The sequence below is a fragment of the Herpetosiphon gulosus genome, from assembly GCF_039545135.1.
In the GTDB taxonomy this organism is placed as follows: domain Bacteria; phylum Chloroflexota; class Chloroflexia; order Chloroflexales; family Herpetosiphonaceae; genus Herpetosiphon; species Herpetosiphon gulosus.
In genome coordinates, this window is record NZ_BAABRU010000011.1 from 189,254 (window position 1) to 211,325 (window position 22,072).

At 50.8% G+C, this 22,072-nt stretch carries 27 protein-coding genes; 12 read left to right on the forward strand and 15 right to left on the reverse strand.

Features of this window, described 5'->3' with window-relative positions; translation table 11 throughout:
- The first annotated feature begins 301 nt into the window (after positions 1-301).
- Entirely contained in the window at positions 302-796 is a 495-nt protein-coding gene (locus ABEB26_RS16290) for a hypothetical protein (RefSeq protein WP_345723106.1), read from the forward strand.
- Between the two features lie 110 nt (positions 797-906).
- Here the strand turns inward: ABEB26_RS16290 and ABEB26_RS16295 are convergent, their stop codons facing one another.
- The 7 genes from ABEB26_RS16295 to upp are packed head-to-tail and all read right to left on the reverse strand — an operon-like array spanning position 907 to position 7,652.
- A complete protein-coding gene (locus tag ABEB26_RS16295) occupies positions 907-1,662 on the reverse strand; it encodes an SDR family NAD(P)-dependent oxidoreductase (RefSeq protein ID WP_345723107.1) in 756 nt (251 codons plus the stop codon).
- A gap of 9 nt (positions 1,663-1,671) precedes the next feature.
- Positions 1,672-2,658: a 3-oxoacyl-ACP synthase III family protein gene (locus ABEB26_RS16300; protein ID WP_345723108.1), complete on the reverse strand. Its 987-nt coding sequence runs from the start codon at positions 2,656-2,658 to the stop codon at positions 1,672-1,674.
- Between the two features lie 19 nt (positions 2,659-2,677).
- Positions 2,678-3,931, reverse strand: coding sequence for a glycosyltransferase (locus ABEB26_RS16305; protein ID WP_345723109.1), 1,254 nt, complete (start codon positions 3,929-3,931; stop codon positions 2,678-2,680).
- The gene (locus ABEB26_RS16310; protein WP_345723110.1) at positions 3,928-5,229 is read right to left on the reverse strand and encodes a F390 synthetase-related protein; all 1,302 of its coding nucleotides are present in this window, start codon (positions 5,227-5,229) and stop codon (positions 3,928-3,930) included. Before ABEB26_RS16310 ends, ABEB26_RS16305 begins: the two co-directional genes overlap by 4 nt.
- Entirely contained in the window at positions 5,226-6,041 is an 816-nt protein-coding gene (locus tag ABEB26_RS16315) for an MBL fold metallo-hydrolase (RefSeq protein WP_345723111.1), read from the reverse strand. Before ABEB26_RS16315 ends, ABEB26_RS16310 begins: the two co-directional genes overlap by 4 nt.
- 3 nt (positions 6,042-6,044) lie before the next feature.
- Positions 6,045-7,025: an NAD-dependent epimerase/dehydratase family protein gene (locus tag ABEB26_RS16320; protein ID WP_345723112.1), complete on the reverse strand. Its 981-nt coding sequence runs from the start codon at positions 7,023-7,025 to the stop codon at positions 6,045-6,047.
- 6 nt (positions 7,026-7,031) lie between these two features.
- Positions 7,032-7,652 (reverse strand): uracil phosphoribosyltransferase, encoded by a 621-nt coding sequence (gene upp, locus ABEB26_RS16325; protein ID WP_345723113.1) that lies wholly within the window; start codon positions 7,650-7,652, stop codon positions 7,032-7,034.
- A gap of 360 nt (positions 7,653-8,012) precedes the next feature.
- Here upp and ABEB26_RS16330 point away from each other — a divergent pair, with 360 nt between their 5' ends.
- Genes ABEB26_RS16330 through ABEB26_RS16345 form a run of 4 tightly spaced genes read left to right on the forward strand, consistent with a single transcriptional unit; the run spans position 8,013 to position 10,227 of the window.
- Entirely contained in the window at positions 8,013-8,711 is a 699-nt protein-coding gene (locus ABEB26_RS16330) for a DUF4388 domain-containing protein (protein ID WP_345723114.1), read from the forward strand.
- 8 nt (positions 8,712-8,719) lie between these two features.
- Positions 8,720-9,295, forward strand: a complete 576-nt coding sequence (locus ABEB26_RS16335; RefSeq protein WP_345723115.1) for a GTP-binding protein — start codon at positions 8,720-8,722, stop codon at positions 9,293-9,295.
- On the forward strand, positions 9,288-9,665 hold the full coding sequence (locus ABEB26_RS16340) for a roadblock/LC7 domain-containing protein (RefSeq protein ID WP_012187939.1): 378 nt from the start codon (positions 9,288-9,290) through the stop codon (positions 9,663-9,665). Before ABEB26_RS16335 ends, ABEB26_RS16340 begins: the two co-directional genes overlap by 8 nt.
- Before the next feature lie 16 nt (positions 9,666-9,681).
- A complete protein-coding gene (locus ABEB26_RS16345) occupies positions 9,682-10,227 on the forward strand; it encodes a protoglobin domain-containing protein (protein ID WP_345723116.1) in 546 nt (181 codons plus the stop codon).
- A gap of 12 nt (positions 10,228-10,239) precedes the next feature.
- On the opposite strand, the gene ABEB26_RS16350 is transcribed toward ABEB26_RS16345, so the two are convergent.
- Complete coding sequence (locus ABEB26_RS16350; protein ID WP_345723117.1) at positions 10,240-10,878, reverse strand: hypothetical protein; 639 nt, start codon at positions 10,876-10,878, stop codon at positions 10,240-10,242.
- A gap of 3 nt (positions 10,879-10,881) precedes the next feature.
- Positions 10,882-11,763, reverse strand: a complete 882-nt coding sequence (locus ABEB26_RS16355; RefSeq protein ID WP_345723118.1) for a hypothetical protein — start codon at positions 11,761-11,763, stop codon at positions 10,882-10,884.
- A 207-nt stretch (positions 11,764-11,970) separates the two neighbouring features.
- Here ABEB26_RS16355 and ABEB26_RS16360 point away from each other — a divergent pair, with 207 nt between their 5' ends.
- From ABEB26_RS16360 to ABEB26_RS16385, 6 genes are all read left to right on the forward strand, one after another.
- Positions 11,971-12,639, forward strand: coding sequence for an HAD family hydrolase (locus tag ABEB26_RS16360; RefSeq protein WP_345723119.1), 669 nt, complete (start codon positions 11,971-11,973; stop codon positions 12,637-12,639).
- A gap of 38 nt (positions 12,640-12,677) precedes the next feature.
- Positions 12,678-12,899: a hypothetical protein gene (locus ABEB26_RS16365; protein WP_345723120.1), complete on the forward strand. Its 222-nt coding sequence runs from the start codon at positions 12,678-12,680 to the stop codon at positions 12,897-12,899.
- Between the two features lie 295 nt (positions 12,900-13,194).
- A complete protein-coding gene (gene panD / locus ABEB26_RS16370; protein WP_345723121.1) occupies positions 13,195-13,572 on the forward strand; it encodes an aspartate 1-decarboxylase in 378 nt (125 codons plus the stop codon).
- A gap of 57 nt (positions 13,573-13,629) precedes the next feature.
- Complete coding sequence (locus tag ABEB26_RS16375) at positions 13,630-14,865, forward strand: molybdopterin molybdotransferase MoeA (RefSeq protein WP_345723122.1); 1,236 nt, start codon at positions 13,630-13,632, stop codon at positions 14,863-14,865.
- Positions 14,866-14,882: 17 nt separating this feature from the next.
- Positions 14,883-16,103 (forward strand): phospholipase D-like domain-containing protein, encoded by a 1,221-nt coding sequence (locus tag ABEB26_RS16380; RefSeq protein WP_345723123.1) that lies wholly within the window; start codon positions 14,883-14,885, stop codon positions 16,101-16,103.
- A gap of 13 nt (positions 16,104-16,116) precedes the next feature.
- On the forward strand, positions 16,117-16,512 hold the full coding sequence (locus tag ABEB26_RS16385) for a hypothetical protein (protein ID WP_345723124.1): 396 nt from the start codon (positions 16,117-16,119) through the stop codon (positions 16,510-16,512).
- On the opposite strand, the gene ABEB26_RS16390 is transcribed toward ABEB26_RS16385, so the two are convergent.
- Genes ABEB26_RS16390 through ABEB26_RS16400 form a run of 3 tightly spaced genes read right to left on the reverse strand, consistent with a single transcriptional unit; the run spans position 16,506 to position 18,667 of the window.
- A complete protein-coding gene (locus ABEB26_RS16390) occupies positions 16,506-17,537 on the reverse strand; it encodes a magnesium chelatase ATPase subunit I (protein WP_345723125.1) in 1,032 nt (343 codons plus the stop codon). The two genes, ABEB26_RS16385 and ABEB26_RS16390, sit on opposite strands and share 7 nt — an antisense overlap.
- Positions 17,538-17,545: 8 nt before the next feature.
- Positions 17,546-17,833 carry a metal-sensitive transcriptional regulator gene (locus ABEB26_RS16395; protein ID WP_012187950.1) on the reverse strand — a complete coding sequence of 96 codons (288 nt, stop codon included), beginning with the start codon at positions 17,831-17,833 and terminating at the stop codon, positions 17,546-17,548.
- 12 nt (positions 17,834-17,845) lie between these two features.
- Positions 17,846-18,667, reverse strand: a complete 822-nt coding sequence (locus ABEB26_RS16400) for an alpha/beta fold hydrolase (protein ID WP_345723126.1) — start codon at positions 18,665-18,667, stop codon at positions 17,846-17,848.
- 242 nt (positions 18,668-18,909) lie between these two features.
- Between ABEB26_RS16400 and ABEB26_RS16405 the strand changes: the two genes are divergently transcribed.
- The gene (locus ABEB26_RS16405; RefSeq protein ID WP_345723127.1) at positions 18,910-19,512 is read left to right on the forward strand and encodes an HD domain-containing protein; all 603 of its coding nucleotides are present in this window, start codon (positions 18,910-18,912) and stop codon (positions 19,510-19,512) included.
- 1 nt (position 19,513) lies between these two features.
- On the opposite strand, the gene ABEB26_RS16410 is transcribed toward ABEB26_RS16405, so the two are convergent.
- The 3 genes from ABEB26_RS16410 to ABEB26_RS16420 form a co-directional block, all read right to left on the reverse strand.
- Positions 19,514-20,383: an anti-sigma factor family protein gene (locus ABEB26_RS16410; RefSeq protein WP_345723128.1), complete on the reverse strand. Its 870-nt coding sequence runs from the start codon at positions 20,381-20,383 to the stop codon at positions 19,514-19,516.
- A gap of 30 nt (positions 20,384-20,413) precedes the next feature.
- Positions 20,414-21,001: a sigma-70 family RNA polymerase sigma factor gene (locus ABEB26_RS16415; RefSeq protein WP_012187954.1), complete on the reverse strand. Its 588-nt coding sequence runs from the start codon at positions 20,999-21,001 to the stop codon at positions 20,414-20,416.
- Between the two features lie 84 nt (positions 21,002-21,085).
- Positions 21,086-21,988 (reverse strand): LysR family transcriptional regulator, encoded by a 903-nt coding sequence (locus ABEB26_RS16420; protein ID WP_345723129.1) that lies wholly within the window; start codon positions 21,986-21,988, stop codon positions 21,086-21,088.
- Positions 21,989-22,072 lie beyond the last annotated feature (84 nt).

Here is a 22,072-nt window from a genome sequence, read left to right on the forward strand (position 1 = left end):
ATAGCGATCAAGGGGAGATTTAACCCAGAGGAGAGGATGGTTATAGGCTTTGGACAATGGGCTATCGGAAGTTTATTGAGTATTGACCATGAATCCCAATAGCCAAAAGCCCATAGCCTCATCTTGGTGGTCTTCGCGCCTTTCGTGGTTTCAACGCTTCGTGCTCTTCGTGTCCTGTGTGGATCAACATCGCTGATCTAGCCATGATCGGCTATTGCTTATCGCGTTCGAAAAAACTACCATCGATCTATAGCATATTGGCTGTACTGATTCAGCCAAGGCTATCGTTTAGGAGGGTGGTATGAATTTACTCGAACGCTCAGGCGCTATCCTTTTGATAGGGCTGATCGGACTGTTTGCCGTCGCTATGCTTGTTGATCCTGGTAATGCCAATTCCGCAACGTCAACCACGCTTGTGCAAGCCAGCGGTGGGCCAACCGCAACTCCACCGCCAGAACCAGTTTTGCAATCACCAGCAGATAGTGCCATTTTGGCGCAACCGATTGCCCCGAATAAATGGACGTTTAATTGGCAAGGCCCACGCTGTGGTCACAAAATCTACCTCAATGGCCCAGGTGATCGAGCCTATATCTTCAATGGTAGTATGGGTTCTGGACCGCCACCATCGTCGTTTACCTATAGCTACGCCCAAACCCAAGCCCTGCCAGCCACTGCCCTAGACGAATGGAACTGGCATGTTGAGTACGATTGTGGTAGCTATCAAGGCCAAAGTGCCACCCGTAGATTCTCGGTCACGCCAGCCAATTTTATTTATTTGCCGTTTACGATTCGTTGATTGACGATCTGGCAAAGAAATGAAGGAAGAATTATGAGGGATGAAATCTATAATTTGGGCAATTCGTGAAATTCGTGGCTAAAAACTTAACCTTCGTGTTTTTCGTAGTTTCAATCAATCTTAGCACCCCAAAGCTTGATTAGCTGTTGACGATAGCGTTTGAGCAAGGCTTGTACAAGTTTTGGGGCATAGCGTTGCAAGCGAAACAGCAGCCGATCACTGGCACTCAGCACAATTTCGGTTTCGCCCGCCAAATAGCGCTGGATAATCTGTTCGCCGACTCTACTGGACTCAGCGAGTGGGAAGCGTTGGCCTGTTTGTTGGGCCATAGCCGCAGTAATGGCGGTTTTGGTGGCTGGGGGATAGGCCCGCACAACCTTGATGCTGGTTTCTGCTGTTAATGCCAAGCCCCAAGCCTCAAGCGCAGCTTTGCTCAGGCTATACAAGCTGGTTCCAGGCATGGCGACGCGGCTAACAGTGCTGCCAACAATCAACACTGTTTTAGGCAGTAGTTGGCGAGTCAGCCAAATGGGGTGTAGCAAATTGGTATTAAGGGTTGCAAGAATGGCTGATTCTGGCAGTTGATCAAACGCACCGCCTGTTAGCAACGCTGCATTATGAATTAGCAAATCGAGCTGAACATAACGTTGTTTGATTTGAGCGGCGAGGGCGGCAACCGCTTGACGATCGCTCAAATCACACACAATCGGCCAAGCTTGGCCACCAGCTTGAGTGATCAAGCTGGCCGTTTGAATCAGCGGTTCGCGGCGGCGACCAACTAAAATAATTGTTGCGCCATGTTTGGCCAAGGCCAGCGCCATGGCCTGACCAATGCCCGTGCCAGCCCCAGTAATTAACCCAACCATCGTGATTTCCTAGTAAATCAAAGCAACTGCACCTAAGGTAATGCCTGCACCAGAGCCAAGTAGCACTAAGCGGTTGCCACGCTGAATTCGGCCAGCCGCAACTGCTTCGGCCAAGGCCAAGGGCACAGATACCGAAACGCAATTGCCACGGGTGGCGAGATTGCTAATTACTTGATCAGGCTGAAAGCCCAAGCGTGCTTGCACTTGCTCGATCGCATGGCGGTTGGCTTGATGTGGAATAACTGCATCAATTTCACTATTTTGCCAACCAAGCTCAGCCAAAAATCGCTCAACAAATTGCTGCATTTCGCGCAAGACAAAGCGAAACGCCAACGGCCCCTGCATCATAAACCAATTCATGTCGGGCGTGGTATCAGCAGCGTTGGGATGTTGGGCCGTGCCGCCGCCACGCACCTGAATCAAATCGCTGCCATTGCTCCACGTGGCAAATTGGCTATGTTGCAGGCTGCTGCTGCCATCGCCGCGCTCCAATATCACCGCTGCCGCTGCGTCGCCAAACAGGGCCGTCGATTCCCATTCATGCGGATTGAGCGAAACTGAGGCCCGTTCGCTGCTGACTAATAGCACTCGTTGATAGACACCACTGTTAATTAATGGGGCTAACAATTGCAACGCCAGCATAAAACTCATACAAGTTGCATTCAAATCGAAGCAGGCACTACGGCCAACTGGTGCTTGCAAAGCGTTTTGCAATAAGGCCGCCGTACATGGAATCGCTTGGTGCATTCCAGCTGAAGCCACCACAATTAAATCGATGCTATCAAGCGCATAATTGGCGTTGGTTAGTGCTTGCTGGGCGGCTTGGGTGGCCATGGTCAAGGCAGTTTCAGCTCCAGCGTAACGGCGCTCACGAATGCCCGTGATCCGCTCAATTAAGCCTGGATCAACCCCAAAGCGCTCGGCTAGCTCGCTGGTGGTAACAATGGTGGCTGGTAAGTACGCGCCGATTCCGGCGATGCGCAGAGGAAATTGCATAACACTACCTCGTGTAATTTCAAAATCGTTGTTTTAGCCAAGCGATGGCCTTGGTTACGCCGTGCTCTTGGGCTAGTTGCGTCGCAAGTTGTTGCGTCACTGCGTGATAATCATCGCGCTCAATCAAGCTGCGCAGCAGGGTAGCCAGCTGCGCAATTTGCAATTGGTTGGCTGGCACAGGCGCTGGCCCCGCTTTGAGATCATACACCCGCCGACCCCAAAAGTATTGGTCGCCCAAAAATGGTGTGACCAAGGCGGGCTTGCCTGCGCCTAAGGCTGTGGCGGTTACGCCCGCCCCGCCATGATGTACGATCGCCGCTACCCGCTCAAATAACCAAGCATAGGCCAATCCATTGATTGCCAAGCAATTACTGGGTAAATTGCCCTGAGCCAAATCGCCCCAGCCTTGGTTGATAATCAAACGAACTTTGGCTTTTTTGCTGGCAGCAATCACTAATTGGCTCAATTGATTGCCGCGCTTTTGACCATGCAGCATGCTGCCAAAACTAATGGTGATTGGCGCTGAACCTGCTGCCAGAAAATTGTGAACCACCGCTGGCGCTTGCCAATCTGCTGCTGGCGCTAGCAACCAATAGCCAGTGATTGAGCCATCGTCGCGCCAATTTGCTGGCGGCGGAGCCACCAACGGGCTGTAGGCATACAAGCTTGGCGGCTGAAAATCGCGGCTCCGTTGCCAAAGTTGTCCGATGCTTAGGCTTGGGCGCTGCAATAGTTGCTGACGAGCCTGATTGAAGGCCATGCGTAAGACTTGCCATTGCAATTGCTCGGCCATGCGATAGCTCATTCGGCGATAGCTGGCCCAGGTTAATTGAGGCACAAAATGATGCGCGGTTTGGCTGCTAGAGCCATAAGGATGCAGATGCACCAACACCACTGGAATTTGTAAATGCTCGGCTAGATGCAGCGCAGGCCACATCCCTAAACTGGAAACAATTAAACAATCGGCAGTTTGACATGCCGCTAACGCATCAGCGATTAATTGATGAAGAATTGGTGGCGTTTGTTGAAGAAATTGTTTGATGATTGCGCCGCGACCTGCTGCCAAGCCCGCTGCCATCTGTTCAGGGTCGAGCAAGGCTGGAATTGAGCCAACCAACGGGGCAAAACGGCAGCCATAGCCTTCGACCAAGCTACGATAATCATGGGCAGCAGCGATAACGACCTGATGGCCCTCAGTTTGCAAACCCAGTGCCAAGGCGATAAACGGCTGCACATCGCCGCGCGAACCAAGCGCCAAAATGCAATAATTCATTGGCGAATGACCCGACGACGTTTATTAACTAAGCCATACTCGATTGGCTCAAAACCAATGCTCAGTTGGCAATTGGTACAACCATAATCAGCGAGATGTAGCTTAATCTGCTGCTCAACTGCTGCTCCAACAGCCACTTGATCGGCAAAATCCGCCAGCATCACGTTAATTGTAAGTTGATCGTCATGAGTTTGGGTGATTTGATATTCTTGGATGGCCGAATGCGCCAAGAGCATAGCGCGGCGCAAACTATCGGGGAAAATCGCTTGGCGTTGACCGTGGCAAGTGAAATAACACAGATCATCACGCCGCCCCTCGATTTGCTCAATCACTGCAAAGGCACTACCACAGGTACATGGCTGCGAACTCAAGCGCAACACATCATTTAAACGATAACGAATAATTGGCTGCGTCCGTCGCCATAAATCGGTGATATACGGCGTAACCCGCCCTTGGCCCAAATCCTCAAAATCGACTGCCACAATATCTTCTTGTAGGTGCAAATTGCCGTGAGCGCACGAAATCCCCAATAAGCCTTCGGTTGCTTGGTAGATTTGCTCAATTGGAATGTCAAAGTAGTTGCTGAGCTGTTGCTGTTCATCATTTGCCAAAGCATCGGCAACACTAATCATTCGTTCAGGTCGATGGCTAAGTTGGCCGTTTTGCGCCGCTGCTAGCAATTGCAGCAACAACGCTGGCGGAGCAACAATAATCGTTGGTCGATATTCATTCAGCACTTGAATGTGGCCTACTAAGGCTTGGGTCAAGTCAAAATAGCGAAATTGAATTAGCCGCCCGCCCAACTGCTGATAGAGATTGCTGTTAGCTCGTAGAAAAAAGGCAATTTTGGTTGGCTTGATTTGGTGTAAAGTGCGGCCTAAAATCGTGCCCGCCCACAGTAATTGCTCGGCGGCACTAACCAAAAATAAGCCGCGATACCCCGATGTGCCCGACGAAAGTCCGATCGTCAGATCGCCCAAGCGTGGCACGAAATCACGTTGTTGCTCGGCTTGTTGCGCTAAATCGAAGGCGGCGGCGGCTGGCACTTGCAACGTGTTGAATTCACGAAAATTGGCCATCATCAAGCTTTTATCAACGGCTGGCAAATTACGCCAATCGTTGAGGTTGTGGCCCTGCCAATGCTGGCGATAGAAGGCTGAATGCTGGGCAACCCACGCAATTAATTGCCGCGTTTTAGTAGCTTGAAAGGCAGGCAGGCGCTCGCCATTCAGGTGTTGCCAACGCCAACGCGCCTGCCCAAAATGATAGCCCATGGTCAAGACATCGCTGATGCTCACGCCGTCGCAACCTCGCTGGCATAGATTTCTGGGCAATGGCAGGGTACAATTAGCACCTCAGGGTAGGCTTGGGCAAAGGCGCTCAAACGGGCCAAGGTTGTGGCCATGGCCTTGGCATCATCGATCATAAAATAGATGATTGGGTGGGGCAGCACTTGCTCGCGAATTGCCCGCGAATGCCAAGCACCATCTGCTGCCAACAAGATTGGGCGCGAATTGGCGATATACATGCCGATTTGGCCGCGTGCATGGCCTGGCAACTCAACCAACTTTAATAAGCCATCGCCAAACAAATCGTGGGTGTTACCCAACGCAAACAGTGGTTGGTCGCGAAATTCATAAATTAAATGCAGCCGTTGATGCCAACCTTGGGGAAACAAACTGGGAATAATCCCGCGCCGCAAGGCGTTAATCCCTTGAACTTGGCTGAGCAATTCAAATGCTACTGCTGACATATAGATTTGGGCTTGGGGAAAATCGGCCAAGGCGGCTACGTGGTCGGCGTGGGCATGCGAAAGCACAATCCAACCAATATCGGCGGCACTCAAACCATAGCGTGGCAATTGATTGACTACTTCTAATTCAGGCGATAATTGCAAGGGCGTTGCCTGCCGATAGAGCGACCACGGCAATTGTTGAGTTGCGCTGATCATCGCTTGGCTATACCCAACATCAAACAAGCCCCAGCCGCGTTGGGGATGCTCAATCAAGGCCACAACTGCATGGCAATCGAGCATGCGGCGACTGCCATCGCGTAGCACATGAAATTCAGGCACGCGGCAAATTCCAGTATCCAGCAATATCACTTGCATTGGTTAAACTCCCTTGGTTGGTTGTTTAAGCGCGGCGATGGTCCGTTGAATCCCCGTTTCAAGGCTAACCAACGGCTGATAACCCAAATCGTGTTGGGCAGCAATCAGCGAGTGAGTTTGGCTGCGGGCAAGCGCCAAGACACTGTAGCGCGTCAGTAATGGCTCGCGCTGCGTCAGCAAACTGATGCTTTCCATGATTCGTGCCACCACCAACGCCATTGACAGGGGCATTGGTCGCAACTGGCTATTCAAGCCCAATTCCGCCAACACCCGCCGAATCACTGCCCACAACTGGGGATGTTCGCCATTGGTGATTGTATAACACTTGCCAAGCGCTGCCGGAGCCGTTAACGCCAACTCAATCGCATGCACCACATTGGCAACATAGGTCAAATCAACTAAATTCTGCCCGTTGCCAAATTGACGCAAGCGGCCAGCGCGGGCTGCGCTGATAATTCGCGGCAACAAGGCATTATCGCCCTCGCCAAAAATTGCCTTAGGCCGCAAAATCACGCTGGGCGTAGAATGTTTGAGCACCAATTGTTCTGCTTGCTGTTTGCTAGCCGAGTATAGCGAAATTGGCCGCGCTGGGTAAGGCAGCGTATCCAGCAAATCAAACTGATCGCGGCCATTGGAAAGAACGCTTGGTGATGAAATAAACACCAAGCGTCTAACCTGCTGCGCTGCACAACCTGCTAGCAGATTGGCTGTACCATCAACGTTAATGGTTTGAAAATCGCTACGACTGCCCCAAGGAGCCGAAAGTGCCGCACTATGCACGACCACATCACAGCCAGCGCAGGCCGCAATCAGCGCAGCACGATCTCGCAGATCGGCCTTGATTGGCTGAATGCCAGCAATCAGTAGTTGTGGAACGTGTTCCCAGCGGCGGCCCAAACCCAGCACCGTATGCCCAGCTTTTTGCAAAGCCAAAGCGGTGTGCGCACCCAAAAAACCGGTGGCTCCGGTCACTAAGATTCGCATTGCAATCTACGTCCCAAATTGGCGGTCGCCAGCATCGCCCAATCCGGGCACGATATAGCCTTGATCGTTCAAACGCTCATCAAGCGCCGCCAAATGAATCTCCACATCGGGGTGAGCGGTTTGTAAGCGTTCTACCCCTTCGGGTGCGGCGATTAACCCTAAGAATTTAATTTTGGCAGCACCCCAAACCTTCAAAATATCGACAGCCGCAACTGCCGAGCCGCCAGTTGCCAACATTGGATCGAGAATCAAACAGACATCAATATCCGGCTGGGCTGGTAATTTGTTGTAATAGGTGACTGGCTCAAGCGTGTTGTGGTCGCGATAGAGGCCCAAGTGCCAAACATGAGCGGTTGGCAAAAGGTCGATGACTGGTTCGACCATGCCCAAACCAGCCCGTAAAATCGGAATCAAGCCGATGCGTGCGCCGATGGCATGACCTTGCATGGTTGATAAGGGCGTTTGAATTGTATAGGGTGCGAGTGGCATATCCGCCGTCGCTTCATAGACCAGAAATTGCGAAATTTCACGCACCAATTCACGAAATTTCTTGGGTTCGCTTTCTACCCGGCGTAGTAAAGCCAATTTATGTAACACCAATGGATGTGACGATACATGCAAGCCCATAACACAACCTCATACTAAAAAACAGCAGATCGAGGCTATTGTATCCCATCTTGACAAACCCCTCTTAGGCGTGGTTAAATCAACCCGTCACATCGCACTTTCACTCCTCTCCATGGAAACGTCTTCTAGTACTTCCATCCCAACCCTAACCTTACCCCTGCATAGTAACAAAGAGTATTGGCATATCATAGACGGATACATCCAGTTGCGACCATAATAGGGTTGTCATTTTTCTAACGTCGATGCTTGCAATAAGGCCTACTAGAAAATATTTTTGTTCCATCTATATCAAATATTGACATTATTTGGACAAAACATCGACAACATCGACCAGTTGCACTGTACACAAAGGAGACGGCTATGGCGCTCGAAGGTAATTTTGCTGATATGCCATTAATTGACTTGATGCATGTATTTCATCATGGGCGCAAAACCGGTCGTCTCTTGATTGCAAATGCTCCATTCAAAGCGATGTTGTGGTTTTTCGATGGTGCGATCATCAATGCAGGGGTTGTCACCCAAAATGCTCACGAACGAATTTCGTGTGGCGAACAAGCAGTGTTTGATATGCTGGCTTGGGATGATGCCCAATTTGTCTTTTTGCCACCCAACCCACAAGAGTCGGTGTCGGTGCAAATTCAACGTTCGATCGATTGGTTGATTATCGAAGGCTTGCGCCGCCGCGATCAACCGCAACGTTTGGCGGGCACGACTAAACTCCAACCAACCTCGCGTTTACGTTTGGTGCCAATGTTGCGGCAAGCCAGCGATATTACCCTAACTATCGAAGATTGGCGCATTTTGAGCCAGTTGGTGCAAGAATTAAGCGTGGCCGAACTCGTCGAAGCCACAGGCTGGAATTACGATCAAACGCTCAAAGTGCTGCATCGTTTGATCGCCTTGAATTTGGTGGAGGTGTGTAGCGAGATTGTTGTTTCTCAGCGTTCGCTTAGCCCAGTTTTGATGGCTCCTAACCACGAACATATGGTTGAGAATCGGGTGCGTGGGTTGGTTCAAGCAATCAAAGCGCGGCTGCGTCGCACCAGCGCTAGTGCGTAGGAGTGACAATGGTCAATTATAAAATTGTGATCACGGGAGCATACGCGGCGGGGAAATCGCAATTTATTCGTACCGTCAGCGAAATTGATGTGGTCGATACTGATGTTCCCGTGACCCATGCCGAGGAGAAGGAACTCAAACATCATACAACGGTTGGTTTGGATTTCGGCACCTTGAGCATTGATGCCGAACAACGCTTGCTCTTATTTGGCACACCTGGTCAAGAACGTTTTGATTTTATGTGGGAAATTTTAGCCGAAGGTTGTTTGGGCTATATTGTTTTAGTGGATAGTTGCCGCCCCGCCCATTTTAACGAGACGATTGTTGTGTTGGAACGCTTTGCGGCCATGACCCCTGTGCCATTTGTGGTTGCCGCCACAAAACAAGATTTACCCGGGGCTTTGCCGCCAATGTATATTCGCCGCCGCTTGGGACTACCAACCGATATTCCGATCCTCGCTTGCATTGCCACCGATTATCCCTCAGTAAGCGATGTGATTAGTACTTTGCTTGATCGAATCGACGTTTTAGCCCAAGATTCTTCCTCCTCCTCTGAAAATCACAAGGAGCATTCTCATGGCTAGTCGTTCGGAACAAATTAATACTATCTTAGGCCAATTGGTCACAAACAATGGTAATGATATCAACGGGGCTGCATTAATTAGCTCCGATGGGATTTTAATTGGCTCGCGCATGTCGGCGGATGTGAATGCCGATCGCATGGGCGCAATCGCCGCAACCATGATGGGGGTTACCACCCGCGTGGTCAACGATTTGAAAATTGGTAAAGCCAATGAGGCAATTGTTAATGCTGAAAGTGGCTATCTCTTGGTTATGCCGGTGGCCGCTCAGATGATTCTAGCAATCATTCTGCGCCAACACGCCAATTTGGGCATGATTCGGATTGAAGCTCGTGAAACAGGTCGGGCCATCGCCGAACTGATGACCGCTTAATTCAAGGAGGTAGCTCATGGCAGATCGTCAAAGTTGGAGCGTGAAGGGAACCGCAATTCTGACCGAGTTGGTAAAAATGATGGATGTTTCGGCTGCTGAATCGCAATTACTCGGCAGTTTGCACGATAACGCCAAAGCGCAAACTACAGCCTTTACCGATGCTTTTTACAAACGCTTGCTTGGTCACGCCGCCACTGCTGAATACCTTGATGGAGTTTCAGTTGAACGCTTAACAGGCATGCTCGGTATGTGGTTTAGCGATCTGTTTCGCGGCAATTATGATGAAGCCTATGCTCAACAGCGCCTGAAAATTGGCGAAATTCATGTACGGATCGGCTTGCCTGTGCGTTATCCTTTGGCTATGCTCGATGTGATTATGCCATTCGGCGAGCAAGTTGCCGCCACCAGCAGTGACCCTGCCAAAGCGATGACTGCATTTCGTAAAGTATTAGCCCTCGATGTTGCCCTCTTTAATCAAGCCTACGAAGATAACCAATTGTCGCATTTGGCCGATTTGGTTGGCGGCGAGCGCCTAGCGCGTTTGTTGCTGGCTGGTCAATAAGTTGTGCCTACTTCAATTCCGCTGTTGTAACGCCCGAATGTTCATCAGACAACCGGAAAAATCCCAAATTAAATCGTCGTGATCGAGGCGTAAGCGCTGTTCACCAATGTTTACCTCTATCTGATTGAGCAGTGGGATAAGTACAAATGTGCCCTGTGGCGGCGTATTACCATCGTGTAAGCGCCGCCGCACCACGTTCATGCCCTCGCTGAGTAATTGTTGGCTCAGTTGTTCAAGCAAGCTATCACCTAGCCAGAGATCACTGATCTGTTTGGCATGAATTAGCTGTTGCCAATTAGTGCTGATGAAGGTAATGCGCCGAAAACGCTGGGCTAGAATTGGCTGGGGCAATGTTTGCAAGGCTCCAACTTCGAGCCGCCAATAATGTTCGTGGGCACGCGGATGCTCAGGTTGTTCGGGGATAAGTTGGCTGCGCGTGGCTTGGCCGACATGCTCAATTGGCGCATACCAGCGAATTTGACCACCCTCAGCACCAAAGGCTTTGGTTTGATACCATGCCAAGATGCCAGCAGCCATGCGGCGTGGAGCATGAGCCAACGGAACACGATACCAGTGCTCTTGTTGAATTCGCTGCCAATCGGCGTGGTTATTCAAAACTGCGACTAAAACAGGGGTGTTGGCCTCAGGCATATCTTACTCCAGATCAAGAATCTCAGGCGCGAAGCGTTGTACATCGTTGCGTGCCCGTTCAATTGCCAAATCACCAGCTTTAACCTCAAGCATCAAATCATACTCACGCTGATAGGGCAAACGTAGCAGGCTGATCAATTCAAATGGATTGGCCAAATCGCTATGTTCATGCCAAGTTGGCAGTAACAATTGTTGGCGCTGCCCAAGCCGAATTTCGGTTCGCGGTGAGCTAAAATGCACTTTGGGCTTGCGCTGAATTGGCCATGTTGCCAAGGCATAATTTAAGGCTTCAGCATTATTCAATTGAGCTGGATTATAAAGTTGATGATGCAGCCAATCGAAAATCACTGGAACGTTGGTTTGGGCATGAATATGCAAGGCATCAAGCAAACTCCAGACCCGTCCATCAGCTTCAAGTGCTAAAACATTGATCACCGCTGGATCAAGTTGTCGCAAACTAGCAACGCTTTGGGCTAAAGCACTTGCCCGATCGCCATATTGAGCCCCAATATGCACCACAATCACCGGATCAGCACTGCCCAAATTGGTTAAATAGGCTGCGGCGCTCGTGAGATAATTCAGCGCATACTGGCGAATTTGTCGATCATGGCTGTTGAGCAGCACATTGCTTGGCACATGGTAGGTTAGGCGAATCTGAGCTTGTTGGGCATAATTGCCGATTAATCGGAATTGCTCGGCGGCTTCGGGCCAGGTATTCAGCAATTCGTAAGGCCAAGCAGGCAAGCGATAACAATGAATTTGTTGTTGTTCCAGATAGCGCAGCACATCGTAAAGATACAAGACCCATTGGCTTAGCTGCTGCTGGTTGGGTGCTTGCAAATCAGGGCGTTTGAGAATCCGGCCACTCAGGCCCAGATAACGCATGGGTAACTCCACAAAGGCTAGTTTGGGTGAAGATTTCCAGCCTTTGTGGAATGGATGCTATGCAGAACATAGCTGGTAAATCTATTCACTCACTGTATTTAGATACAAAACATGGCGATTTTTCGCATGCAAGCATGGGTAATTTGCGAAATTGGCTGAAAGTTGCATAATTATTCTTTGGATGATGCGCCTAACTAGGAGCAGGTGATGGTCACAACTACCCAGCGATTTCAATTGTTGGCCTTCGATTTAGATGGAACCTTGGTCGATTCGGCTCAAGGAATTGTCGATACCGTGAATCAAGTGCTGGCAGAACATGGCTTTGCAACCGCTGCCTATAATCATATCGCCCCGTGGATTGGCTTGCCATTACAGATCTTTTGGGAGCGCTTGACTGATTTTCAGCCTGAAAACTATGGCATATTGACTGAGCGTTATCGCACGATTTATCGTGAAATTGCGATTCCGAGCAGTCGCTTGTTTGCAGGCGTGGCCGAAACCATCGATCAACTCAAATCGGCAGGCCATCGTTTGACGATTGCTAGCTCAAAAATCACGCCAGTGAGCAGCGCGGTGCTGCGCCAAGTTGGCTTGTTTGACTATTTTGATTTGCTGATGGGCAACGATTCGGTCAGCCAACCTAAGCCTCACGCTGAGATGTTGGCTAAAACCTTGGCCTATTTTGGGCTGAATCCAACCCAAGCCTTGATGATTGGTGATACCACGCACGATATTACGCTTGGACATAATGCCCACGTTGCCAGTTTGGCGGTTACGACTGGCACCCATGATCTGGCAACATTAACTGCCGCCCAGCCACTGGCAATTTTGGCGCAACTAAGTGAACTGCCTGCTTGGTTGGCGCAACCAGCCTGAATGGTACAATAACAACATCTCAACTTCTGGAGGATTGTATGCCACAATATAAAAATCGCATGTATCGTAAGGAATGGCTCTCGGAACGCCGTAAATTGGCGCGAGCTTTGGAAGGCCTCGAACACAACTGGGATCTTGAGGCCGAAGGAATTGTCTTACCAACTGACGATGATGGTACTACCTTGACGGTTGAGCAGCTGCGCGAACGGATTGCCGACCTTGATGGCAAGCTTGAGCGTTATCCTAACCCGCAAAAATAGGCCGATTTTTGAGAGTCAAGGTTCCTTTACCCCCTGGTAGATTGTTAATAATGGTTGGGTGGAATTCGTAGCCGATTTGCATGCCCTCACCCGCGAGGCGAGGGGGAATCATCCGATCATGACCATTGGCATGCCCCTCGCCCGCCGCAGTGGGAGAGGGGTTGGGGTGAGGGCATGAATAAACCTTTAATAAAAGCTACTTGCGTTCGGCCAATCACAGCCGTATCATGGTTTATGGCGGCGACTGTTGATCGATGGGATGAACAGCGGCGACCAACCTAAGGAGTAATCAACGATGATTCGTACCCTCGTGCATGCCAAAATTCACCGGGCAACCGTGACTGGTGCAGACCTCAATTATGTTGGTTCGATAACCATTGATGAGGATCTGTTGGAAGCAGCCGGAATTTGGCCATTTGAGCGGGTTCAGGTAGTCGATGTCAATAATGGAGCACGCCTCGAAACCTATGCAATTGTGGGCGAACGTGGCTCAGGCACGATTCAACTCAACGGTGCAGCGGCGCACTTGGTCAATGTTGGCGATTTGGTGATCATCATGGCGTATGCCCAAGTTGATGCCAAGCCCGAAGAGTGGGAGCCAACCGTGGTGTTTGTGGATGAACAAAATGCGATTACCGAGGTTAAGGCCTTGTTTCCAGTTGGTGGTCGCTAGTTGTTGTGAGGAGCGTGCCATGGATTGGGTTTTGCGACCCATCCATGGCCTTTTTTTATGACGTTACTTGCTGTTGCTGATGCTCAAGCGGCGATTCTTGAGCGCATGACCACCCTTGCCAGCGAACGAATCGACTTAACTACTGCCTTAGGCCGCGTGCTGGCTGAGCCAATGTACGCCGACCGCGATGCACCGCCATTTGCCAATTCGGCCATGGATGGCTATGCGGTGTTGGTCGCTGATTTGAACAATGCCAGCGCTGATAATCCGGTGGCGTTGCAGATTATTGAGCGGGTGGCGGCGGGTGCTGTGCCACAACACCAATTGCGAGCTGGCAGCGCTATTCGGATTATGACCGGGGCGCAAGTGCCTGCCAATGCCGAGGCAGTTGTGCCATTTGAAGAAACCGATGAAGGCCAACCCAATGCCCAAACCGAAGTTGTGCGCATGTTTCAGCCAACTCAGCATGGCAACAATATTCGGCCTGCTGGCGAAGACATGCAAGCTGGTAACTTGGTTTTGGCGGCTGGTCAAGTGTTGAATGCTGGCAGTATTGGGGTTTTGGCAACGATTGGTGCTGCGCAAGTGCCAGTCTTTCGCCAACCACGAGTGGCGATTATTGCAACTGGCGATGAGTTGGTTGATGTGGGTATTGAGCCAAACGCAGGCCAAATTCGCAACTCGAATGGCTATGCTAATGCCGCCCAAGTGCGTGAAGCAGGCGCAATTCCAATAATGTTGCCGATTGTGCCCGATAATGCTGCTGCCTTGCGAGCAACTTTAGCTCAAGCCGTCGCTGAAGCCGATGTATTATTAACTTCTGGTGGCGTGTCGGTTGGCGATTACGATTTGGTCAAGCAAATTTTGAATGAAGTTGGTAAACTGGAATTTTGGCGAGTGCGTATGCGCCCAGGCAAGCCCTTGGCTTTTGGTTCGATCGATGGCAAACCAATTTTTGGCTTACCTGGTAATCCAGTTTCGGCCATGGTTTGTTTTGAGTTGTTTGTACGCCCAGCTTTACGTAAGATGGGCGGATATCAACAATTGCTGCGACCGAGCGTTTGGGCGAAGTTGCTTGATGCCGATTTGGAAAGCAATGAGCGTCGCCAATATCTGCGGGTGATCGTTAAAAGCAGCGCTACTGGCCTGACTGCCGAATTAACTGGGGCACAAGGTTCGGGCTTGGTTAGCTCGATGGCCCGCGCCAATGGTTTATTGATTGTACCCGAGGCGGGACAGGGCATTAATCGTGGTGAATTAGCCGAAGTTGTGTTATTTGGGGAATTGCACTAGTTGAGGGAGCGTCGCGCATGCCGTTTGAGTCGTTTCAAGATCTGATAACAATGCTGGTGGTTATTCTCGTGCTCCAAGTGAGCTTGGCATTGTTGTTAATTGGCGTGCGCAAATGGCGACCAACGCGCTATCAACGCTATCCGCGCATCAGTCTGCCGCCAACCAACGACGAGCGCCATCAATTTCAGTTGTATATGTCGGGCGAAGAGCTGTTTCCGGCCATGCTTCAAGCGATTGAATCGGCGCAGCGCTTGATTTTGCTCGAAACCTTTATTTTCAAGGGCGATGATTTAGGCCACAAATTTCGCGAAGCTTTATTGCGCAAAGCACGCAATGGCGTGGCCGTCTATGTGATTATCGATGGGTTTGCCAACTTGGTGGTTCCGCGCAAATTCAAGAAGTTCCCGCCCGAAATTCAACTGTTGAGCTATCCGGCTTTTCCGCGTTTATCGCAGATTTTCGATATTGGTTCGTATGCGCGTGACCATCGCAAACTGTTGGTGGTTGATAACGAAGTGGCTTTTATTGGCGGCTACAATTTGGGCGAATTGTATCGTACTGAGTGGCGCGATACCCATGTGCAGGTGCGTGGCCCGATTGTCAGCAATTTGGCCGAAATGTTTGCTTCGCAGTGGAACCGCTATCGTCGCCGCCTAACGCGCTTGCACATCGACCTCGATTTGGAATGGCAATCGACAGTGCGGGTGCAACGCAACGACGCTGGCCGTTTGGTTTTCCCAATTCGTTCGATGTATCTTGATGCAATTGAACGGGCTGAACGCTTTGTTTACATCAGCAACGCCTATTTTATTCCTGATCGGGCGATTTTAGAGGCATTAGTAATGACCGCACGGCGCGGGGTTGATGTGCGAATTTTGGTTCCAGCTGAATCGAACCATGTGCTAGCCGATTGGCTGGCACGCCATTATTTTGAATTTTGCCTGCGCCATGGGATTAAGATTTTTCTCTATGAAAATGCCATGATTCACGCCAAAACCGCTACGATCGATGGAATTTGGTCAACGGTTGGCACGGCCAATCTTGATCGGCTGAGTTTAGCGGGCAATCATGAAATCAATCTAGAAATTTATAATGCGGCCTTCGCCGAACGAATGCAAGAAATTTTTGCCTGCGATATGGCCAATGCCCGTGAATTAACCTTGGCCGAATGGATTAAGCGCCCATGGTATACCAAGGCCGCCGAATTGGTGCTCTCGCCGTTATGGCCAATTTTGTAGAAATGGAGCAAGCATGCTCAAACGCAACGAATCTTTAGCCTTTGGCCGTCCATTTTTGATTACGGTGATTGCGATTGGCTATGTATTAACCGCAATGTTGGAAGTTGCGGTTGCCTTATATGGACGAGTGCCTGCATTCCTTGAACAATTTATTTTGTCTGATGATCCGTTTTTGCTGATTGTGACGGCATGTTTTCAAGTAATGATGGGTTTGGCACTATTTCAAGGCTGGCGGGTGATGTGGTGGGTGGTGATTGGCAGTGCCTATCTTTCAATTGGCAGCTATATTTTGGATGGCTTGTTGGGTGAGCGCTGGGCTTGGGGTGGCATGTTGTGGAATGTGGTTGTGCTGGCCTATATGAATTCGCGCGATGTGCAGGCCTTTTTTGGGCGTGAAGTCTATTATTGAGTTTGCAAGGCTTGAGTGATCAAGTGCTCATCAGTTTCATGCTGCTGCAAAAAATCACTCAAATGTGGGCTTTGTCGCCAGCGCAAGGCCATGGGCGCGACCGCTTTGATATCGTTGGGGGTGGCACGAACGCGATCATCAGCCGCCGCCCGCGCCCGCGCCGCCTCAAGCAACACAATTTCGGCACGATGCGAAGGGATTGCCAATTGGGTGATGACCTGCATGGCATAGCGTTCGGCAGTTTTGGTCAAGTGAACTTTGGGCAAGAGTTCGCGAGCTTTGAGCACATCGAGGCGTAATTGGGTGGTAGCTTGGGCGTAGGCCATGCGAAAGGCTGTACGATCTTGGCGAAAAGCGATCGCACGACGATAAATTTCCAAGCGTTCGCGGGCATTTGGCAGTGGCCCAACCCAAACCCGCAAACCCAGCCGATCCAAAATTTGCGGGCGCAGCCGACCCTCTTCCGGATTCATCGAGCCAATCAAAATCAAGCGACTTTGATAAAGCTTGACCATTGCCCCACGCCGCACGAAGGTTTGGCCTTGGGCGGCTGCGTCGAGAATTGCATCAACAACGGCGTGATCAAGCAAATTAATCTCATCAACATACAGCAAATTATGATTTGCCCGCGCCAAAACCCCTTCTTCGAGCACTACCCGCTGTTGTTCGATTGCAACCCGTTCGTTTAAACCACCAACCACATCCTCTAGCCGAGCGTTGAGGGGCAGCTCGATCAAGCGCATCAGATCATCTTTGAGCCGTGACTCGCCCCGCGCCAAAAAATCAAGGCAGGTTGGACAAAGATCGCTCTCGTCATCAGGGGGGCAATTATTCTCGCAGCGCGAACGTTTGACCAAGGGCATAATATCAAGCAAGCCACGCACGGCGGTGGTTTTGCCTACACCGTAGGGGCCACTTAACAAAACCCCACCCACCGCTGGATTGACCAAGGCCAAGGTGAGCGCCGTTTTAAGCTCACGCTGGCCGACAATTCCGAGCAGTGGATAGGGCAATAGCTCATTCATGGGGCGCTTTATTTCTCGCTAACGCTGCGGGTAGCCGCAAAAATTTCGAGAATCTCAGTGATGGCCTGTTCGCGTTCGCCCTCGTTGGGTGAGCGAATTGCATTCGTCACGCAAGTTGAGAGATGGCGTTCGAGCACCAAGGCATCGACTTTTTCGAGGGCACGTCGGATAGCCAATGTTTGGCGCAGCACGTCAATACAATAGGCATCCTCTTCAAGCATGCGTTGAACGCCACGCACATGGCCTTCGATGCTTTTGAGTCGTCGCACTAATGCTTCAGTTTGTTCATCGATCATGAACTAGCCCTACTACGCCGCTTCTGCCGCAGCTCGCGCTTCGTTGACTGGCCGCTTTAAGAAGGCGTGAAGCACCTTGTTAAATTGAGCTGGCTCGTCGAGGAACGGAAAGTGGCGACTTTCAGGCATCACAAACACCTGAGTATTGGCCATATCGCGCTGCAAGAAAATATCGGCCTGATTGGGATTAACAATATCGTCGCGAGCACCATGAATAACGAGGGTTGGAATCGTCAATTGTTCAAGTTCAGGCCGTAAATCGGTGCGCATCATTGAGCCAACTGCGCGGCGCAAACTCTCTTCGGTGGGCTTGACACTATCGTCGAGAATTTCGCCATAGGCCGTATCGTTGACATTGCCTAAGAACCAGCGAAACAAAAACTTGGTGACGACTGGCACTCGCGCCATAGCTCGCGAAACATACTGATTATCGGTGAGTTTGAGCAAGCCTGAAAGCGATGTACCAACGATCGGAGCACCAATCGCCGCAACTCGGCTAATCCGATTGGGGTGGCGGATTGCAGTTTTGAGCGCGACCATGCCGCCCATGGAGTGGCCGACCAGCGGAACCTTATCGATGCCCATCGCATCGAGAAATCGAATCACTTGATCAGAGAAATTGGTAATGCTAATGCTCTTGGCAGTACTCGTTTTATCTGAATCACCAAAACCCCAAAAATCGAACGAATATGTGCGGAAATCTTTGGAAACGAATTCCATCGTCGGCATCCAGTATCGCCACGAACCGAGCCAGCCGTGGAGAAATAGGACTGGACGACCACGCCCAAAGGTCTCGTAATGCACAACTTGGTCATCAATGACGATTACGCTCATGGTGATGCTCTCACGTTGCAGACTGCTGTCAACCAAACTATACCATACCGCCTAAAGCTCGGCAACGCAGGATTGCCAGCAACAATCGGTTCACGGTTGAGTGGTCGCTGTAGTGTACCCGTGATAGCACGTTTATGTCAATTCTCAAAAGTAGGATCTACAAGGGGGACTTCTGGGTCAATTGTAGGTTGGGCTTGTCGGGTAAAATGGCAGTCTGTGGTATTTCCCAAGAGGTGAGTTGGATGCCAGATTTTCGTGCTCAGATTCAGCAATATATTCGTGAACACGCTTTGCCAATCGATAAATATAGTCATCAGCCACGTTTGTATCAATTAATTTTAGCTATCGGCCAAGGCTTGAGCTATGATGATGATGTGGTCTACGCCGCTGCTTGGTTGCACGACTTGGGCGTGTTTATCGGCCATCGTCCAAGTGATCTTGCCGCATTGGCGGCTTGGGATAATGTGGCCTATGCCTTGGAAAAGGTTCCGGCTTTATTGCAGCAATGGCAGTTTCCGCTTGAAAAAATTAAGGCAGTGTTGACAGCGATTGCCCAACATAGCCCGCAGCAAACGCCAACGAGTATTGAAGCAAGTTTGTTGCGCGATGCTGATATATTGGAGCAACTAGGGGCGGTAGCAATCTTGCGAATTGTCAGCAAAGTTGGGCGAGATACGCGTTATCAAACCTTTGATCAAGCTTTGGCGACGTTAGAACATAATGTGATGCAGTTGCCGAGCCAACTGCATTTGGCCAATTCGCAACAACTGGCTCAAGCGCGAATTGCGGTGTTGCAGCAATTTATTACGGCTGCCCAAGCCGAATCGCAAGGGCAGCCGTGGTGATTTAGGGCTGTTTGAAGTTTTTGAGCCAGTAGACCATAGCGGCGGCCAAGCCAACGCCTAGCACTAAGGCGATGCTAAACCAGAGTAACAATGATGGTTCAGGCTCTGCAATCGTAACTGACACAGGCTGAACTACTGGCGGCTGCTTAAGCTCTGGCTGCTCCAAATCGAGCGTATCGGGTGATGACGTATCGTTTTGCTCAAGCAGCGGGTTATTCAAGGGACTGCCAGCCATAGCGGTGGCTTGCTCAGCGCTCATGCGGGCCATATCAGCAGTATCGCTGATTGGGATTGAGCTATAGGCCATGGGCGTTGGATAACCCTCAATCATCGCTGGGGCTGCACCACCAACCATTGGATGCATGCGTGCCATATCTTCGGCATCTGCGGTGGTTGGCTGATCTGGATCGGCTGGGCCGCTATCGCTCCCCGCGCCCATGGGCGGAGCTTCCGCAGTTATAGCATCGTTTTCAGTTGCCATGTGTTCTGATACACCATTGGCGGCTTGCGGATTTATGCTGTCGGCTACTGGAGCCATGGTCATCGATTGCTCGGTTTGATTCGTCAGTTGTAAACCAACCGTGAGCATTAAGGCAAATGCCCCAACCACACCGACCCAACGCATCCAACCGCCGAGCCAGAAGCTGCGTTTGGGGGCATGAATTGCTGGATCGAGGGTAAAGCTACGGGGTGGACGCACAGGCGGGAGTTCTTGCAACAACGCCTGGATCGAGCGCAACTCGTCAAATTCCGCAGCTAAACCATGGTCGTACTCAAGCTGTTGATCCAGTTGAGCTTGCTCGGCGGCGCTAAGCTGACCATCAAGGGCTGCCGAAAGAAGTTCTTGTTGTTGTTCAGATATTGGTGTCATTGCATACCCACTTGTGTAGTCATATCACGCTTAACGTTCGGCAGTTGGCAAAAGTTCCCGACTTTTAAGATAATCGCGTAACTTTGCCCGTGCGCGACTGAGCCGCGATTTGACCGTCCCCAGTTGGGTATCAGTAGCCGCCGCGATTTCTTCGTAGGCAAAGCCTTGAATATCACACATAATTAATACTGCGCGTTGATCTTCGGGCAAGGTTGCCAAGCCTGCTTGAATCGCTGCCTGTAACTCGCGATTGATCATATGCTGATCGAGCGGCAACGATTGATCCTCGAATTGCTCGCCTGGGCTATCATCATCGCCAGCTAACAATTGATCCATCGAGGTGGTACGGCGGCGTTTTTGCGCTCGTAGCACATCGTAGCATGCATTGGTGGCGATGCGCAGCAGCCAAGCGGCAAACGAGCCTTCGCGAAAACGCTTGATCGCCTTAAATGCTGAGATAAAGGTATCTTGCGCCACATCGGCAGCGCTATCGCTATCGCCAAGCATTCGATATGCCAAACCATAGACTCGCCCTTCGTACATGCGCACTAATTGATTAAAGGCTTCAACGTCGCCATCCTTGGCGGCGCTAACCCATTGTCGTTCTGCATCGGTCATGCAGGCCATTCCCCCACACCCATAACGGGTTCTGCTCCAAAAGGTGGTCGGAAGCAATAGCCCATATCATAGCATATCAACCGCTCATTCGTTAGTATCAGGCCCCAAGGGTTTGCGCAACAGGTCAAGGAATAACTGGGCGGCGTTGGTAATATGGCGGTCGCGATGATGCACGACGTTATAAACGCGGCGGGTTGGCACATTGGCTAAATGAATTTGGCGCAAACGGCCAGCCGCTACTTCGCGCCGCACGGCCATGGCTGGCACTAAGGCGATGCCCAAGCCAACCTCAACCGAACGTTTGATCGCCTCTAAATTGCCTAGCACAATTGGTTGTTTGGGGCGAATTTGCTGGGCGTTGAGCAATTCACTGACGCTGGCTTGCAAGGCTGAACCTTCCTCGCGTAAGAGCATGCGTCGCCCGTGTAAGGCCTCGATATTAATCTGTTTCAAGCGTGCCCATGGGTCATCAGGGCTGACAATCACGACCAATTCAGTCGTCAAAAACGGCATAATGATCAATTGGGTATGCACAATTGGCGAGCCAACCAAGGCCAATTCAAACTCGCCTGAAATGACTTGAGCTAGCAATTGTTCAGTGTTGCCAGTGCCAATATGTACCACAAACTCAGGGTGTTCCCAGTTGAAACGTTGCAGCAAATCGGGCAGGGCATAGGTTGCCAAGGTATTGCCAACGCCCAACAGTAAGGTGCGTTCGCTTTGACCAGCGGCGGCTCGCACCGCTTGCTCGGCAATCCGTTCGAGGGCAATCATTTGCTCGGCATGCGGCAAGAGCGCTCGCCCAGCCGCTGTTAGCTCGATTCCTCGGCTTAGCCGCTCGAACAAACTAACGCCTAATTCGCGCTCAAGGGTCTGAATTTGCTGGCTCACGGTCGGTTGAGTTAGATCAAGTTGCTCGGCAGCCCGGGTAAAATTGCGACTTTGAGCTGCTGCCACAAACATCCGTAATTTTTGTAAATCCAACATACGTGTTCTCGCTGTGGTGATTGTGGCCTGCACTGTAGCATAAGTTTAAGCCGATCAAAAATCGCAGCACCTTAACGATGCTGC